Source organism: Methylovorus sp. MP688, from assembly GCF_000183115.1.
Classification (GTDB): domain Bacteria; phylum Pseudomonadota; class Gammaproteobacteria; order Burkholderiales; family Methylophilaceae; genus Methylovorus; species Methylovorus glucosotrophus.
This window is the reverse complement of sequence record NC_014733.1, coordinates 58,774-73,002: the sequence shown is the minus strand read 5'-3', so window position 1 is coordinate 73,002 and position 14,229 is coordinate 58,774. Positions and strand designations below refer to the sequence as shown.

The 14,229-nt window shown below is 54.0% G+C and carries 15 protein-coding genes; 3 read left to right on the top strand and 12 right to left on the bottom strand.

Translation table 11 applies throughout. The features are described from left to right. The first annotated feature begins 65 nt into the window (after nt 1–65). The 3 genes from MPQ_RS00315 (at nt 66) to gltA (ending at nt 3,914) form a co-directional block, all read left to right on the top strand. A complete protein-coding gene (locus MPQ_RS00315; RefSeq protein ID WP_015829104.1) occupies nt 66–1,412 on the top strand; it encodes an OapA family protein in 1,347 nt (448 codons plus the stop codon). 69 nt (nt 1,413–1,481) lie between these two features. Further along, nucleotides 1,482–2,576, top strand: a complete 1,095-nt coding sequence (locus MPQ_RS00310) for an anhydro-N-acetylmuramic acid kinase (RefSeq protein ID WP_013440890.1) — start codon at nt 1,482–1,484, stop codon at nt 2,574–2,576. Between the two features lie 42 nt (nt 2,577–2,618). Beyond that, nucleotides 2,619–3,914 carry a citrate synthase gene (gltA, locus tag MPQ_RS00305; protein ID WP_013440889.1) on the top strand — a complete coding sequence of 432 codons (1,296 nt, stop codon included), beginning with the start codon at nt 2,619–2,621 and terminating at the stop codon, nt 3,912–3,914. Between the two features lie 95 nt (nt 3,915–4,009). On the opposite strand, the gene erpA is transcribed toward gltA, so the two are convergent. From erpA to rpoZ, 12 genes are all read right to left on the bottom strand, one after another. Further along, nucleotides 4,010–4,360 (bottom strand): iron-sulfur cluster insertion protein ErpA, encoded by a 351-nt coding sequence (gene erpA, locus MPQ_RS00300; protein WP_013440888.1) that lies wholly within the window; start codon nt 4,358–4,360, stop codon nt 4,010–4,012. 56 nt (nt 4,361–4,416) lie between these two features. After that, on the bottom strand, nt 4,417–4,821 hold the full coding sequence (locus MPQ_RS00295) for a polymer-forming cytoskeletal protein (protein ID WP_015829101.1): 405 nt from the start codon (nt 4,819–4,821) through the stop codon (nt 4,417–4,419). A gap of 27 nt (nt 4,822–4,848) precedes the next feature. Further along, the gene (locus MPQ_RS00290) at nt 4,849–5,562 is read right to left on the bottom strand and encodes a DUF6776 family protein (protein ID WP_041361895.1); all 714 of its coding nucleotides are present in this window, start codon (nt 5,560–5,562) and stop codon (nt 4,849–4,851) included. A 2-nt stretch (nt 5,563–5,564) separates the two neighbouring features. Beyond that, nucleotides 5,565–6,605, bottom strand: coding sequence for an N-acetyl-gamma-glutamyl-phosphate reductase (argC, locus tag MPQ_RS00285; protein WP_013440885.1), 1,041 nt, complete (start codon nt 6,603–6,605; stop codon nt 5,565–5,567). A gap of 150 nt (nt 6,606–6,755) precedes the next feature. Beyond that, complete coding sequence (gene rpsI, locus MPQ_RS00280; protein WP_013440884.1) at nt 6,756–7,148, bottom strand: 30S ribosomal protein S9; 393 nt, start codon at nt 7,146–7,148, stop codon at nt 6,756–6,758. Between the two features lie 9 nt (nt 7,149–7,157). Beyond that, nucleotides 7,158–7,598: a 50S ribosomal protein L13 gene (gene rplM / locus MPQ_RS00275; protein ID WP_013440883.1), complete on the bottom strand. Its 441-nt coding sequence runs from the start codon at nt 7,596–7,598 to the stop codon at nt 7,158–7,160. 93 nt (nt 7,599–7,691) lie between these two features. After that, nucleotides 7,692–8,567, bottom strand: a complete 876-nt coding sequence (gene ubiA, locus MPQ_RS00270) for a 4-hydroxybenzoate octaprenyltransferase (protein WP_015829098.1) — start codon at nt 8,565–8,567, stop codon at nt 7,692–7,694. Then, nucleotides 8,564–9,112 carry a chorismate lyase gene (locus tag MPQ_RS00265; protein WP_148225243.1) on the bottom strand — a complete coding sequence of 183 codons (549 nt, stop codon included), beginning with the start codon at nt 9,110–9,112 and terminating at the stop codon, nt 8,564–8,566. Before MPQ_RS00265 ends, ubiA begins: the two co-directional genes overlap by 4 nt. Before the next feature lie 22 nt (nt 9,113–9,134). After that, nucleotides 9,135–11,186, bottom strand: a complete 2,052-nt coding sequence (recG, locus tag MPQ_RS00260; protein WP_041361894.1) for an ATP-dependent DNA helicase RecG — start codon at nt 11,184–11,186, stop codon at nt 9,135–9,137. A 32-nt stretch (nt 11,187–11,218) separates the two neighbouring features. Beyond that, nucleotides 11,219–11,599, bottom strand: coding sequence for a RidA family protein (locus MPQ_RS00255; RefSeq protein ID WP_013440879.1), 381 nt, complete (start codon nt 11,597–11,599; stop codon nt 11,219–11,221). Nucleotides 11,600–11,654: 55 nt separating this feature from the next. Further along, on the bottom strand, nt 11,655–13,877 hold the full coding sequence (locus MPQ_RS00250; RefSeq protein ID WP_013440878.1) for a bifunctional (p)ppGpp synthetase/guanosine-3',5'-bis(diphosphate) 3'-pyrophosphohydrolase: 2,223 nt from the start codon (nt 13,875–13,877) through the stop codon (nt 11,655–11,657). Between the two features lie 137 nt (nt 13,878–14,014). After that, nucleotides 14,015–14,227, bottom strand: coding sequence for a DNA-directed RNA polymerase subunit omega (gene rpoZ / locus MPQ_RS00245; RefSeq protein ID WP_013440877.1), 213 nt, complete (start codon nt 14,225–14,227; stop codon nt 14,015–14,017). Between the last annotated feature and the right edge of the window lie 2 nt (nt 14,228–14,229).

Genomic DNA, 14,229 nt, shown 5'->3' with positions numbered 1-14,229 from the left:
CCTTCACCAGGAATAGGTTTTCTGTTAGCATCCCCTATCCCTATCATGTATTTGAGGTAGCTCCAGTGCAGCGAAGCGAACCTAGTTCCAAACCCGGCATTTTATCGCAAAACCGCAGATTTAAAGAACGAAAGCTACGCCTCCGCTGGTTATTGGCCTTTTCAAGCCTTCCTCTATTCGGCATTTTCACGGCATTCGGTATTGCGCCACAGACTTCGGTTCAAGACATCAACATCCATACCGTGGTCGAAAATATTGAGCTTCCCGAGACAATTGCGCCGATGGTGCAAGTGGATGCGCAAAATAGTTCGTTCTGGCAAGCAGACCAGATCCGGCGCGACGATACCCTCGCCAGCTTACTTTCTCGGCTCAATATCACGAATGATGATGCCATTGAATTCCTCAAGCGCAACCCTGATGCCAGAGCCTTGGCAACACAATTGCGCCCCGGCAGATCCATTCAGGCACAAACCAATCAGGATGGTCAGCTATTAAAGCTGCAATACCAGACTGACAACAACTCTACCCTGCATGTAGAACTAACCGCGAACGGCTATGAAGCTCATGTCGCTGAAACAGTGATGGAAACTCATCCTGTCCTGAAATCTGCAGAAATCAAAAGCTCGCTTTTCGGTGCTACCGATGAAGCCGGCATTCCTGATGCGATTGCCATACAACTGGCCGAGATATTTTCTTCGGATATCGATTTTCATAGCGATCTCCGCCGCGGTGACCGCTTCGTGGTCGTCTATGAAGCGAGCTACTGGAATGGGGAACTGGCCCGCACTGGCCAAGTACTGGCAGCCGAATTCATTAATGACGGCAAAACCTATCGTGCCGTCAGATATCGCAACCCCGAAGGTCAAGTCAGTTACTACACGCCTGAAGGCAAAAGCCTGCACAAGTCTTTCCTGCGCTCTCCTTTAGAGTTCAGCCGTATCAGTTCTGGTTTCAGCCTCGGTCGTTTCCATCCGATTCTGCAAAAAATGCGTGCGCATAAAGGCGTCGATTACGCCGCCCCCATTGGGACTCGCGTCAAAGCCTCCGCCGATGCCGTTGTGGATTTTGTCGGTGTCAAAAGCGGGTACGGCAATGTTGTTGTGCTGCGCCATCAAAACGGCATCAGCACGGTATATGGGCACTTATCCCGATTTGCTGCGGGTTTGCATCGCGGCAGCAAAGTCAGTCAAGGCGACATCATTGCTTATGTGGGCATGACAGGCTTGGCCACTGGTCCGCATCTTCATTATGAGTTTCTACTGAACGGCCAGCATCGCGATCCGCTCACCGTGGCCTTGCCTAACGCTGTGCCGATTGCGCCAAAATACAAAGCTGACTTTCTGGCCAACAGCAGCAAGCTGGTTGCCCAGTTACAGCTGCTGATCAGCAGCAACCTTGCCTCTCTCGAGTAATCCTTTCCATGGACTGCCATCTCACAGGCTCAGGTGAATATCGTATTCACTTGAGCATCGTCTAGTTCTATGTCAACCGAGCTTTATATCGGCATGATGTCCGGCACCAGCATGGACGGCGTCGATGCGGTTATTGCGGAATTGGACGGGCATAGCTGCCATGTACGCCACACCTATTCCATTCCTTATTCTGCCGAGTTACGTGCTGCATTGCTGGATTTGCACACGCCCGCCCATAATGAGCTTGAGCTGGCCGCAAGCGCAGCCAATCAGCTAGCCCATCTTTACGCCGAGACAGTACGTGCCCTGCTGGCAAGTGCGTATGTTGATAAATCGCGTATCCGCGCGATTGGCTGTCACGGTCAAACCATTCGCCATCGTCCTGAGTTGGGTTTTACGCTGCAACTGGGCAATGCGGCATTGCTGGCTGAGCTACTCGACATGACAGTAATCGCGGACTTTCGGAGCCGTGATGTTGCCGCAGGCGGCCAGGGAGCACCGCTGGTGCCCGCCTTTCATCAGGCTGTATTTGCTCACCCACAAGCGAATCGCGCCGTCATCAATATCGGTGGGATTGCCAATATTACAGACTTGCCAAGCGCAGGCGAGGTCAGGGGCTTTGACTCCGGGCCCGGCAATATGCTGATGGATGCCTGGACAGAGAAACATCTGGGCGAGCGATATGATGCAGGGGGCCGATGGGCCGCAACGGGCACGGTGATCGAAAAATTGCTCCAGCAATGGCTGCAATATCCCTATTTTAGTGCATCCCCGCCCAAAAGCACGGGCAGGGACAGCTTCAATATGGCCTGGCTGGAGCAACATCTGGAATATCCATATGCACCTGAAGATGTGCAGCGCACCTTGCTTGAGCTGACTGCCAGGAGCATTGCCAATGCCATCAACGACTTTTGCGACAATGTGGACGAGGCTTATATATGTGGCGGCGGGGCGCACAACAGCCTGCTACTGGAACGCTTGCAGGAGGTGCTGCCAGCGATCAAGATCCGCTTAAGCGATAGCTTGGGGATAGGCGTAAATTGGGTGGAGGCGGCAGCCTTTGCATGGCTGGCTCAACAATGCATGGAAGGCAAACCTGCCAACCTGCCAGCAGTTACCGGCGCCAAAGGGCCGCGTATTCTGGGCGCGATTTATGCTAGGTAATTTGGCATTCACCGCCGCATTCACTAAAATACAAAAATGACTATGACAAAGCCCACCAAAGTAACACTCACTTTTGACAATGGCGCCCCTCCCATTGAATTGCCTGTCGTTTCAGGCAACCTAGGCAGCGACGTTATTGATATTCGTAATCTCGGCAAGCACGGCGTATTTACTTACGACCCTGGCTTTTTATCGACAGCCTCGTGCAGCTCAAATATCACCTTTATTGATGGCGACGAAGGCCTGCTGTACTATCGCGGCTATCCCATTGAGCAATTGGCGAAGAATTGCGACTTTCTTGAAGTCTCGTATTTGCTCATGCACGGGGAATTGCCCGATGCCACGCAGAAAAAATCGTTTACTGACAGCATTGCGCAGCACACCATGCTGCATGACCAGCTGACCAATGTTTTCCGTGGTTTCCGCCGTGATGCGCATCCCATGGCTGTCATGGTGGGCGTCGTGGGCTCCATGTCCGCGTTTTATCATGACGCCATGGATGTCAAGGATCCACAGAGCCGCAAAATATCCGCCTATCGCCTGCTCTCCAAAGTGCCAACCATCGCTGCCTGGAGCTACAAATACAATATAGGCGAACCGTTCATGTATCCGCAGAACCGGTTCAATTTTGCGGAAAACTTCATGCACATGATGTTTGCGACGCCGTGTGAAACGTATGAACCGAATCCGATTCTGGCAAAAGCCTTTGATCGCATCCTGATTCTGCATGCGGATCATGAACAGAACGCCTCAACCTCCACAGTGCGCCTGGCAGGCTCCAGCGGTGCCAATCCATTCGCCTGTATTGCTGCAGGGATTGCGTCGCTCTGGGGCCCTGCGCATGGCGGTGCAAACGAAGCCACCCTGAACATGCTGGAAGAAATTGGCGATGTGAGCCGCATAGGCGAATTCATCAAGCGCGCCAAGGATAAATCGGATTCTTTCCGACTCATGGGTTTTGGGCATCGCGTCTATCGCAATATGGACCCACGTGCGGCCATCATGCGTGAAACCTGTCACCAGGTGCTGGATGAGCTCGGCTTGCATGATGATCCAATGTTCAAGCTGGCACTCAAGCTGGAGCAAATTGCGCTGGAAGATGAGTATTTTGTCAGCCGTCGACTTTACCCGAATGTCGACTTCTATTCCGGCATCGTCATGCGCGCCATGGGAATTCCCAACTCCATGTTCACCGCAATTTTTGCCCTTGCCCGCACCGCTGGCTGGGTATCACAGTGGAACGAGATGATGTCGGATCCGGAAGCCAAGATCGGTCGACCACGTCAACTTTACACTGGCTCAATCCGCCGCGATTTTGTGCCGATTGATCAGCGCTAAGTAGATGTAGCACCAAATAAAAAAGGAGCCATAGGCTCCTTTTTTATTGATTGAAATCAGCCGGCCCGTTTCGGGCCCGGTTAATCCAAGTTCATTTATACCGAGAAAGACGAACCGCAACCGCAGGTCGTCGTCGCATTCGGATTACGAATCACAAACTGTGAACCCTGCAGGCTATCCTGATAATCAATCTCGGCCCCCGTCAGATATTGCAGGCTCATAGGGTCGATCAGCAGTGTCACGGTATCTTTCTGCACCTGGGTGTCGTCTTCGTTCACCGTATCTTCAAAAGTAAAGCCATACTGGAAACCGGAGCAACCGCCACCGCTAACAAAAACGCGCAGTTTGAGGTCAGGCGAGCCTTCCTCTTCAATCAATTCCTTTACTTTCTTGGCAGCGTTGTCCGTAAAGACCAAAGGGCTTGGCATTTCAGTAATCGCGTTCATTTTTCACACTCCTTAAATTCTTAATAAAATCATTATCCTGCGGACTTGATAGCAGGTCAATCTTCCAGCGTTTTATTATCCTGCGCAGGGGACTCTTTATCGTCACCCAGGTAAACAAGCTTTCCTTCAATGACAGCGCCCGTGTGCATTTCCAGCGTTTGATAATGTACATCTCCGACAATGCGTGACTTGCTCTGCAGCTCAAGATAATGACTGGCACGAACCGGGCCGTTCACATTGCCATTCAGTACCGCATGCGCAACCTTGATGGCCCCATCGATACTGCCATGCTCGCTTAATACCAAGGTACAGGCACTGGCCTCTGCTTCCGTCACATCACCTTTGATTTTTCCATCAACCCGCAGCCCTCCATTGAATCTGACATTACCCTCGATGCTGGACTCTACGCCGATCAAGGTATCAATGCGGCTTTGCGGCTTATTCTTGTTTCTGGAAAACATCATGACCCTTTCATGGTTGAGTATTCGCTACTGAGCAGGAATCTCTACCCTTTCACTTATATTGGCACGGGCTGCCCCTTTTTCAACAAATTCCAGCAATAAATATCCAGATTTGACATTGGCGGGCAAAGAAAATTTACCGTCCACCTGTTGATAATATTTAAAACTCAGATTTTGTTTCAGATTGGGGTTGCCCTGTAGCGAGATAGCCTGAGGTTCCACTCCACCTGCCGGCGCTCCATATAACGTCAACGTCAGGCTACCATCGACAACTTTATCATGGTTGCCTGCCTGCATCAGCAGAATGTGGTAATCATAATCCCCATTGCCCAGCGCTTTATTCACCTTGAAGGTATGAAGACGTATCTCCCGTAAAGCCTTGCGTTCATTGAAGATATTTTGATAAAAGCCAATATCTTCCTTGAGCCGCATACTCTCTGCCTGCACGCTGTCCAGCTCTCGTGACAAGTTGGCTTGGGCTGCCCGCTCCACCTGCAATTGGCGCTCAGCCTGCACGAGCTTGAACTGCATAACCTGGTTCCGTGCATCCACATCCGCCAATTTTTGATGTATGCCACGGATTTGGCTCCCGGCAAATTGCACATAGGCCCCACCATAGCCCACAACAAGGGCAACAAGCGCCGTCAAAGGCAACCAATACCAGGCCAGATGCGCACGCACAGCAACACGATGCGCAGTCGCACCGAAGTGTCGCCGTAGCTTGCGTTTGACAGATCGCATTTTTAAGGCAGCAAGGGCACGATTTCCAGCCCTGTATTCTCAGCAAAGCCGAACATGATGTTCATATTTTGCACAGCCTGCCCGGCAGCCCCCTTGACCAGGTTATCGATAACCGACAATACGACAACCGTGTCACCGCCTTGTGGTCTATGCACAGCAATACGGCATTGATTGGAGCCCCTTACCGAACGCGTTTCAGGATGTGCTCCCTTGGGCAGCACGTCTACAAAACGCTCGTTAGCGTAGCGTTGTTCAAATAAAGCCTGCAAATCAGCCTCTTTGTTCAGCCGGCCATACAGAGTGGCGTGAATACCCCGAATCAACGGCGTCAGATGCGGCACAAAGGTTAAGCCCACTGGCTTGCCTGCCATATTGGTCAGGCCTTGACTGATTTCCGGCAAATGGCGATGCCCTGCTACACCATACGCCTTGAAATTGTCTCCGGCTTCAGCAAACAGAATATGCGTTTCCGCCTTGCGGCCAGCCCCACTCACCCCGGACTTGGCATCTGCAATCAAGTATTGAGGATCAATCAGCCCCGCTTCAAGAAGCGGCATAAACCCAAGCTGCACTGCCGTGGGATAGCATCCTGGATTTGCCACCAGCTGCGCACCCTTGATTTGTTCACGATTCATTTCCGGCAAGCCATATACCGCCTGTGACAAAAGCTCCGGACATGCGTGGGTCATGCCATACCATTTTTCCCAGGTAGCCACATCCTGAATGCGGAAGTCAGCTGCCAGATCGATAATCCGCACCCCCGCTGCCAGCAATTCTCTGGTCTGCTGCATGGCAATACCATTAGGCGTGGCAAAAAAGACCAGGTCACAGCTGGCCAAGTCTGATTTGGCCGGATCACTAAAACTCAAGTCGATATAGCCGCGCAAACTGGGAAACATGTCTGCCACGGGCAAACCGGCTTCGCCACGCGACGTAATCACACTCAACTCCACCGATGGGTGGATCGCCAGTATTCTTAGCAACTCAACACCGGTATAGCCAGTGCCGCCTACAATACCTACCTTGATTTTAGATGTTTGCATGACCTGATTTCTATGAATAAAACGCCAGCTTAAGCTGGCTTTGTTGCGCTTATGGTATCAAAGCTTGCGGGGCTCACCAAACCGATTAAGTGTGCGAAAAGCAAAAAGCCGCACAAGTGCGGCTTTTTGTACATGGTAAAGCAGTCCTGCTTAACGCTTGGAGAACTGTTTACGACGACGTGCTTTACGGAAGCCGACTTTCTTACGCTCAACTTCACGTGCATCGCGGGTAACGAAGCCTGCCTTGGACAGGGCGCTCTTCAGCGCTGCATCGTAATCTACCAGTGCACGGGTAATACCGTGGCGAACTGCACCAGCCTGACCGGACTCACCGCCGCCATCCACATTGACCATGATGTCAAAGCTGGCAACGTTGTCGGTCAATTCCAGTGGTTGACGCACGATCATGCGTGAAGTCACGCGGGAGAAATACTGGTCAACAGGCTTGTCGTTAACAACGATATTGCCGCTGCCGGACTTAATGAAGACACGAGCTACCGAGCTTTTGCGGCGGCCAGTACCGTAGTTATATTTACCAATCATCGTTTATCCTTACGCTTGGCTTTGAATAGTCAAAGGTTGTGGCTGTTGTGCCGCGTGGTCATGCTTAGGACCAGCATATACCTTCAGCTTGCGGAACATGGCATAGCCCAGAGGACCCTTGGGCAACATGCCCTTGACAGCCTTTTCCAGCGCGCGACCAGGAAAGCGGTCTTGCATCTTGGCAAAGGTCGTGGTGGAAATACCGCCTGGGTAACCAGAGTGGCGATGGTACAGCTTGTCGCCTGCCTTGTTGCCGGTTACTTTGATCTTGTCGGCGTTAACCACGACAATGTAATCGCCCGTATCCACGTGCGGAGTGTAAATCGTTTTATGCTTGCCACGCAGACGGTGGGCAATCTCGCTGGCCAGTCGGCCCAGCACCAGATCCGTGGCATCTACCACGAACCAGTCGCGCTTTACTTCATGCGCTTTTGCAGAAAAGGTCTTCATCGGACAACCATTAATCGCTGAAAAAATTAAGAGGCGGATTTTATGTCACGCAAGTAACGCTTGTCAAACGATATATTGCGTTTGCTAGCGGTTTTATGACGAAAAATGAAGAGCATAACTTGCAGCCAGCCCGAAAAACACCACCGCACCCAACCAGTTATTATGCAAAAACGCCTTGAAGCAGCGTGCTGGTTGACGCTCACGAATGAGCAGGTAGTGGTAAACCGCGAGCATGGCGGCAATGATCAAACCGAGATAATAAGGCCAGTCCAGGCCATAATGAAGACCCGTAAGGAGCAATACTCCCAGCAAGACTCCGTACGATAGCATAATGGCCGCCACATCCCTAGGACCAAAAAAGATAGCCGAAGAACGGATACCGATCTTCAGGTCATCCGCCCGATCCACCATGGCGTATTCCGTATCATAAGCGATGGCCCAGAACACGTTTCCCAGCAGCAGAAACCAGGCGATACCAGGGATGCTACCCGTCTGTGCGGCATATGCCATGGGAATGCCAAAACCAAAGGCCACGCCAAGATAGGCCTGGGGAATCGCAATCACACGCTTGGTCAATGGATAGCTGGCCGCCAGGAACAGGGCCGGGAAAGACAGAAGCACCGTCAGCTTGTTTAATTGCATGACTAATGCGAAAGCGATCAGGCTTAATATCATCGCCAGCAACAATGCCTCTTTAACACTGACCTCCCCCGTCGCCAAGGGGCGATGGCGCGTGCGTGCGACATGCCCATCAAAATTGCGATCCGCCATATCGTTCATGACACAGCCAGCGGCCCGCATCAGCACCGTACCCAATACAAACACCGCTAATACTTTCAGGTCTGGTTTACCGGCACTGGCGAGCCACAGCGCCCAGAGCGTGGGCCACAGCAGCAGCAGGATGCCGATGGGTTTATCCATGCGCGTCAATCGCCAGTAGGCGCTACTCTTCTTCACTAGCCAGTTCATAAGGTTAAGACCGAGGGTAAAAAAACTTCCGTGACCAGAATGGCGGAACACTCAAGATGAAAGACCGAGCGCCTTGCCCACACGTAGGCCGGTTTATTGTGCAAATGCGCCACAGCCTGCCTGTATAGCGCATGCTGCGCTGTCAGTTTGCGATAACTTAATGGCGCACGGCTCACCCGGGGATTGGAAAACAGCATGGAGCCCAGCGAACGGTTCCCCAATCGCCCGAGACCACGCCAGGCGCCGCGCAAACTGGATTGTGGCAACACACTGAACGCATAGACGGCTGGCTCGCCATTGCAAAGCAAATGTACGTTTCGCATCAGGGAAGCACGCCGTGAAGGGATACCCAGTAACACGGCATCTTCCGGAGCAGGCATTGCCTGCCTCAGGCCAAGCGTATGAACGGCGAATGTTGTCGAACGGGATTGCAGGCGTTGTGTCAGGGATGCCGTCTCCACCAGCCAGGAGCGATAGGCGCCGCTGCCCATCGGTTGGCGCAACCAGTGCTGACGTTGTTGGGGGAAGGCGCGGACAATTCTCACGGCGCTATTATCGCAGGCTCAATCACACTTTGACCAATTCTTGCGCCTGATGCAGCCAACGCTGCAAATGCGCTTCGGCTGCTTGGGGATGCTTTTGCAATAACCAGTCAGCCATGGCCTGAGCTTCCTCCAGCAACCCGGCATCTCTTTCCAAGTCGGCAATCTTCAGCATGGGGGTACCACTCTGCCGGATGCCCATGAACTCGCCCGGCCCCCGCAAGTGCAAGTCGGCCTGGGCAATTTCGAACCCATCACTCGATTCATAAATAATCTTGAGGCGCGCACGCGCCGTTTCCGACAACGGCGTCTGGTAAAGCAGAATGCAGGCACTACTGGCGGCCCCCCGCCCTACCCGCCCACGCAACTGATGCAATTGCGAAAGCCCCATGCGTTCGGCGTGCTCTATCACCATCAGGCTGGCATTCGGCACATCCACCCCGACTTCAATCACCGTCGTCGCCACCAGCAAATGGATTTGATTGGCAGCAAACGCTTGCATGACGGCCTGCTTGTCGGCCGGCTTCATGCGGCCATGCACCAACCCCACCTGCAACTCGGGAAACACCTCTTGCAAAGCGATATGCGTATCCACCGCCGTCTGCAACTGCAAGGCTTCACTTTCTTCAATAAGCGGGCAAACCCAATAGGCCTGCCTGCCCTGACTGCAAGCTGCACGCACCCGCTCGAAGACTTCTTCACGGCGCGCATCGGATACCAGCTTGGTCACCACCGGGGTTCTCCCGGGCGGCAACTCATCAATCACTGACACATCCAGATCGGCAAAATAGCTCATGGAAAGCGTACGCGGTATCGGCGTGGCACTCATCATCAGCTGATGCGGCTGTGCGCCCTTCTGCCGCAGCGCCAGGCGTTGCTGCACACCAAAACGATGCTGCTCATCCACCACCACGAGGCCAAGCCTGGCAAACTGTACCTGGTCCTGAAACACGGCATGGGTGCCGATCACCAGTTGCGCCTCGCCACTGGCAATCGCGGCCAGTGCCTCTGCTCTCGCCTTTTTGCCCTGGCTGCCAGCCACCCAGACCACGCGCACCGGAGCCGCGCCAGCCGCCAGATTTTGCAGCCAGGTATTCAGCTTATTGAAATGCTGCTCGGCGAGAATCTCGGTAGGCGCCATGATGGCCGCTTGCCAGCCATGCTCAATCGCCTGCAAGGCAGCCATGGCCGCCACAATGGTCTTGCCGCTACCGACATCGCCTTGCAACAGGCGCTGCATGGGATAACTGCGGCCAAGATCGTGCTGAATATCGGAGAATACGCGCTGCTGGGCTGCTGTCAGGCCAAACGGCAGGGATTTCAATAATGCGGAAACCAGCTTTTTGGAAGGCGGCATGGCAGGCGCGCCCAGACCACGACGACGGGCGTAATGCTTGCGCATGGAAATCTGCTGAGCCAGCAGCTCGTCAAATGCGAGGCGTTGCCAGGCGGGGGTAGTTTTTTCCTGCAGGGCATGCTGATCAGCATCGGGCGGCGGATAGTGCAACTGCAGCAGGCTTTGCTGAAAATCAGGCCAGGCTTTGCCCTGATACACCTTGGCCGGCAGGAGTTCATCATGGCTGGCCGTCTCAAGGGCGCGCCCTATCCATTTCCGCAGCGAAGGCTGTGACAAGCCTGCCGTGGTCGGATAGACCGGCGTCAAGGTCTGCTTGACCGCAGCCCCTTCTCGCACCGGCTTGCATTGCGGGTGCACCATTTCATAACCGAAAAAGCCATTCCTCACTTCACCCAGTGCGCGCAAACGGTTGCCTTCTTTCAGCGCCGCAATCTGACTGGGATAAAAATTGAGAAAGCGCAAGGTCAGGATGCCACTGGCATCCTGCAATCTTGCAATCAGGGCTTTACGGGGTTTGTACTGGACTTCGGCATGAATAATCTCGCCTTCGACCTGCGCCTGCTCGCCGAGCCGCAGGTCGCGAATCGGCGTTACGCGCGTTTCATCCACATAGCGCAGGGGCAGGTGGAGGAGCAAGTCTTCAATACTATGAATGCCAAGCTTGCGCAGCCCGTTTAGCACCGGCTGCGTGATGCCCTTGAGGTCTTGCAGCGGTTTCAGAGACTATCCTTGCCAGCGGAAAAATTAATAACTCAGGCGAGCACCATGACGGCATCGGCTTCCACCAGCGCACCACGTGGCAGTGTGGCGACGCCAACGGCAGCACGCGCAGGATAAGGCTCGCTGAAATATTCAGACATGATGGAATTAACCAGGGCAAAGTGACCGAGATCGGTCAGAAAAATATTCAGTTTCACGACATCCGCCAGAGAACCACCAGCCGCTTCAGCCACGGCCTTGAGGTTGGTGAATACACGATGCACCTGTGCTTCAATCCCCTCTACCAGCTCCATGCTGGCGGGGTCCAGGCCAATCTGCCCTGACAGGTAAACGGTGCCATTGACGGCAACCGCCTGCGAGTAAGTGCCAATCGCTTTAGGAGCGTGGTCGGTATGGATGATCTTTTTTGCCATGGTTTTCCTCAGGTCTTGGTTTTCAGGATATTAGGTTTGCGTGATGTAGCCGAGCCTACTGTATGCGCTGCTCGGTTCCGGCACCCTTGACGCGATTGATGCGCACCACGTCAGGAATCTTGCGGATACGCCGCATCAACTCGGCCAGGTGCACGCGATTTTCCACCTGCACGGTAAAATGCATATTGGTATAGGCGCTGCTGTCTGACTCTTCCATGCTGACATGGTCAATATTGGAGCCCGCCTCGGCGATGGTAGATGCGATCTGTGCAAGCATGCCGCGCTGATTGGCGACCACCAGCTTCAGATTCACATTGAACAGGCGCTTGCCATCCGGATCCCATTCGACATCCAGCCATTTTTCAGGGTCGACACGGAATTTGCGAATGGCCGGGCAATCGTGCGTATGAATGACCAGTCCCTTGTCCTTGTTGATAAAGCCAAGGATGGGGTCACCAGGTATCGGGCGGCAGCATTGGGCGAACTGCACCGCCATGCCCTCGGAACCGCGTATGGTGATGGTGCCCAGCGGTTTGTTGGTATGCTTGGCATGGCGCTCGCCCTGCTCTTCGCTCATCGCCAGCAGTTGATGCGCGACCATGACATTCAGCCGCTTGCCCAGGCCAATATCGGTGAGAATTTCTTCCTTGTTCTTGGCGCCATAATCGCGCAGCAGTTTCTGCCAATGCGTGTCGTCGATCTTCGCGACATCCGCATGCAACGCGCGCAAGGCCTGGTTGAGCAAGCGCTCACCAAGATGGGCGGATTCGGTTGTCTGCAAGGACTTGAGAAAATGGCGGATATGCGCCCGCGCCTTGCCGGTGGCAACATAATTGAGCCAGGCGGGGTTGGGGTGCGCATGGGCAGCGGTGATGATCTCCACATGATCACCGTTATGCAGCTCGGTACGTAGCGGCGCCAGTTCCTGGTTGATCTTGACGGCCACGCAGCGGTTACCAATATCCGTATGCACGGCGTAGGCAAAGTCCACCGCCGTCGCGCCTTTAGGCAGCGCCATGATCTTGCCCTTGGGCGTAAATACATACACCTCATCCGGGAACAGATCGACCTTGAAGTGCTCGAGAAACTCCAGCGAGTCCGTGCTTTCGCTCTGGATATCCAGCAAGCGCTGCAACCATTGGTGGGTCTGCTGCTGCAGTTCGGTCAGATGCGCGTCAGTGGTTTTGTACAGCCAGTGGGCCGCTACGCCCGCATCAGCAATGTTATGCATCTCGCGACTGCGTATCTGCACTTCAATCGGTGTGCCAAACGGGCCAAACAGCGTGGTGTGCAGCGACTGGTAGCCATTGGCCTTGGGGATGGCGATGTAATCCTTGAACTTGCCTGGGATAGGCTTGTAGAGACCATGCAACACCCCCAGCGCCAGATAGCAGCTGGACAGATCTTTGACGATGATGCGGAAGCCATAAATGTCATATATCTGCGAAAAGGTCACAGTTTTACCGGTCATCTTGCGGTAAATACTATAAAGATGCTTTTCGCGCCCCGTCACCTCGGCTTCTATGTGCATCTCGCCCAGGCGCTCGCGTATGGCATCCAGGATCTTGCCGACGACTTCCTTGCGATTGCCGCGCGCAGCCAGGATCGCCTTGGAGATGACCGAATAGCGCATGGGGTACAAATGCTTGAAGCTGAGATCTTCGAGCTCCTGATAAATGGCATTCAGCCCCAGGCGATTGGCAATGGGCGCATAAATTTCCAGGGTTTCGCGCGCAGTGCGACGGCGTTTTTCCGGGGTCATCACCCCCAGCGTACTCATGTTGTGCAGGCGGTCGGCAAGCTTGACCAGAATGACGCGCACGTCTTGCGACATCGCCAGCAGCATCTTGCGGAAATTTTCCGCCTGAGCTTCGGTCTCGGTACTGAACTTGATCTTGTCCAGCTTGGAGAGACCATCCACCAGCTCGGCTACCTGCTTGCCAAAGCGCTCACTCACCTCCTGGGTGGTGACACCGGTATCTTCCACCACATCGTGTAACAATGCGGCAACCAGCGTGGGCACATCCATATGCAGCTCGGCCAGGATGCAGGCCACCGACACCGGGTGCGTGATATACGGCTCGCCGCTCTTGCGCAGCTGGCCGGTATGCGCCATATCGCTGAAGCGATACGCCGCCCAGACCTGTTCAATATCTTCGGGCTTGAGGTAAACCCGCAAGCGCTGCGTCAGTAGCGAATCTTCGCTATCGGCGGGCAATAGGGGGGCTGCCACATGTTTCAGCGACTCTGCTGGACGTTTGGCTACCAATTTAGGCATGCTGACTCAACCACCTGTGACTATCCATAAGCTTCTAAAGGGTTTTACCAAAAAAACAAGGCACCGATTGAACACACATAATGCCTTCAAACAGCGCCTTGCTTGATCTTCGGTGCATCTAGCACCGGATGTTGAACTTAGGCTTGGCCGCGGTTCAGCACTTCCAGACCGACCTTGCCGGATGCGATTTCGCGCAATGCCAGCACTGTGGGCTTGTCCTTCTGGCCATGGGTATTGACCAAAGGTTCCGAGCCGTTGGCCAATTGGCGCGAACGGTACGCTGCTACCAGCGTCAGTTGAAAGCGATTAGGGATTTTTTCGAGACAATCATCTACTGTCATGCGAGCCATGT

What these genes read in the sequence shown, in the direction of transcription:
- MPQ_RS00290 (WP_041361895.1), bottom strand. Translation starts at nt 5,562, where the DNA reads ATGCGATCTGTCAAACGCAAGCTACGGCGACACTTCGGTGCGACTGCG.
- erpA (WP_013440888.1), bottom strand. Translation starts at nt 4,360, where the DNA reads ATGAACGCGATTACTGAAATGCCAAGCCCTTTGGTCTTTACGGACAAC.
- ubiA (WP_015829098.1), bottom strand. Translation starts at nt 8,567, where the DNA reads ATGAACTGGCTAGTGAAGAAGAGTAGCGCCTACTGGCGATTGACGCGC.
- argC (WP_013440885.1), bottom strand. Translation starts at nt 6,605, where the DNA reads ATGCAAACATCTAAAATCAAGGTAGGTATTGTAGGCGGCACTGGCTAT.
- MPQ_RS00295 (WP_015829101.1), bottom strand. Translation starts at nt 4,821, where the DNA reads ATGTTTTCCAGAAACAAGAATAAGCCGCAAAGCCGCATTGATACCTTG.
- rpoZ (WP_013440877.1), bottom strand. Translation starts at nt 14,227, where the DNA reads ATGGCTCGCATGACAGTAGATGATTGTCTCGAAAAAATCCCTAATCGC.
- MPQ_RS00255 (WP_013440879.1), bottom strand. Translation starts at nt 11,599, where the DNA reads ATGGCAAAAAAGATCATCCATACCGACCACGCTCCTAAAGCGATTGGC.
- gltA (WP_013440889.1), top strand. Translation starts at nt 2,619, where the DNA reads ATGACAAAGCCCACCAAAGTAACACTCACTTTTGACAATGGCGCCCCT.
- MPQ_RS00310 (WP_013440890.1), top strand. Translation starts at nt 1,482, where the DNA reads ATGTCAACCGAGCTTTATATCGGCATGATGTCCGGCACCAGCATGGAC.
- MPQ_RS00250 (WP_013440878.1), bottom strand. Translation starts at nt 13,877, where the DNA reads ATGCCTAAATTGGTAGCCAAACGTCCAGCAGAGTCGCTGAAACATGTG.
- rpsI (WP_013440884.1), bottom strand. Translation starts at nt 7,148, where the DNA reads ATGATTGGTAAATATAACTACGGTACTGGCCGCCGCAAAAGCTCGGTA.
- rplM (WP_013440883.1), bottom strand. Translation starts at nt 7,598, where the DNA reads ATGAAGACCTTTTCTGCAAAAGCGCATGAAGTAAAGCGCGACTGGTTC.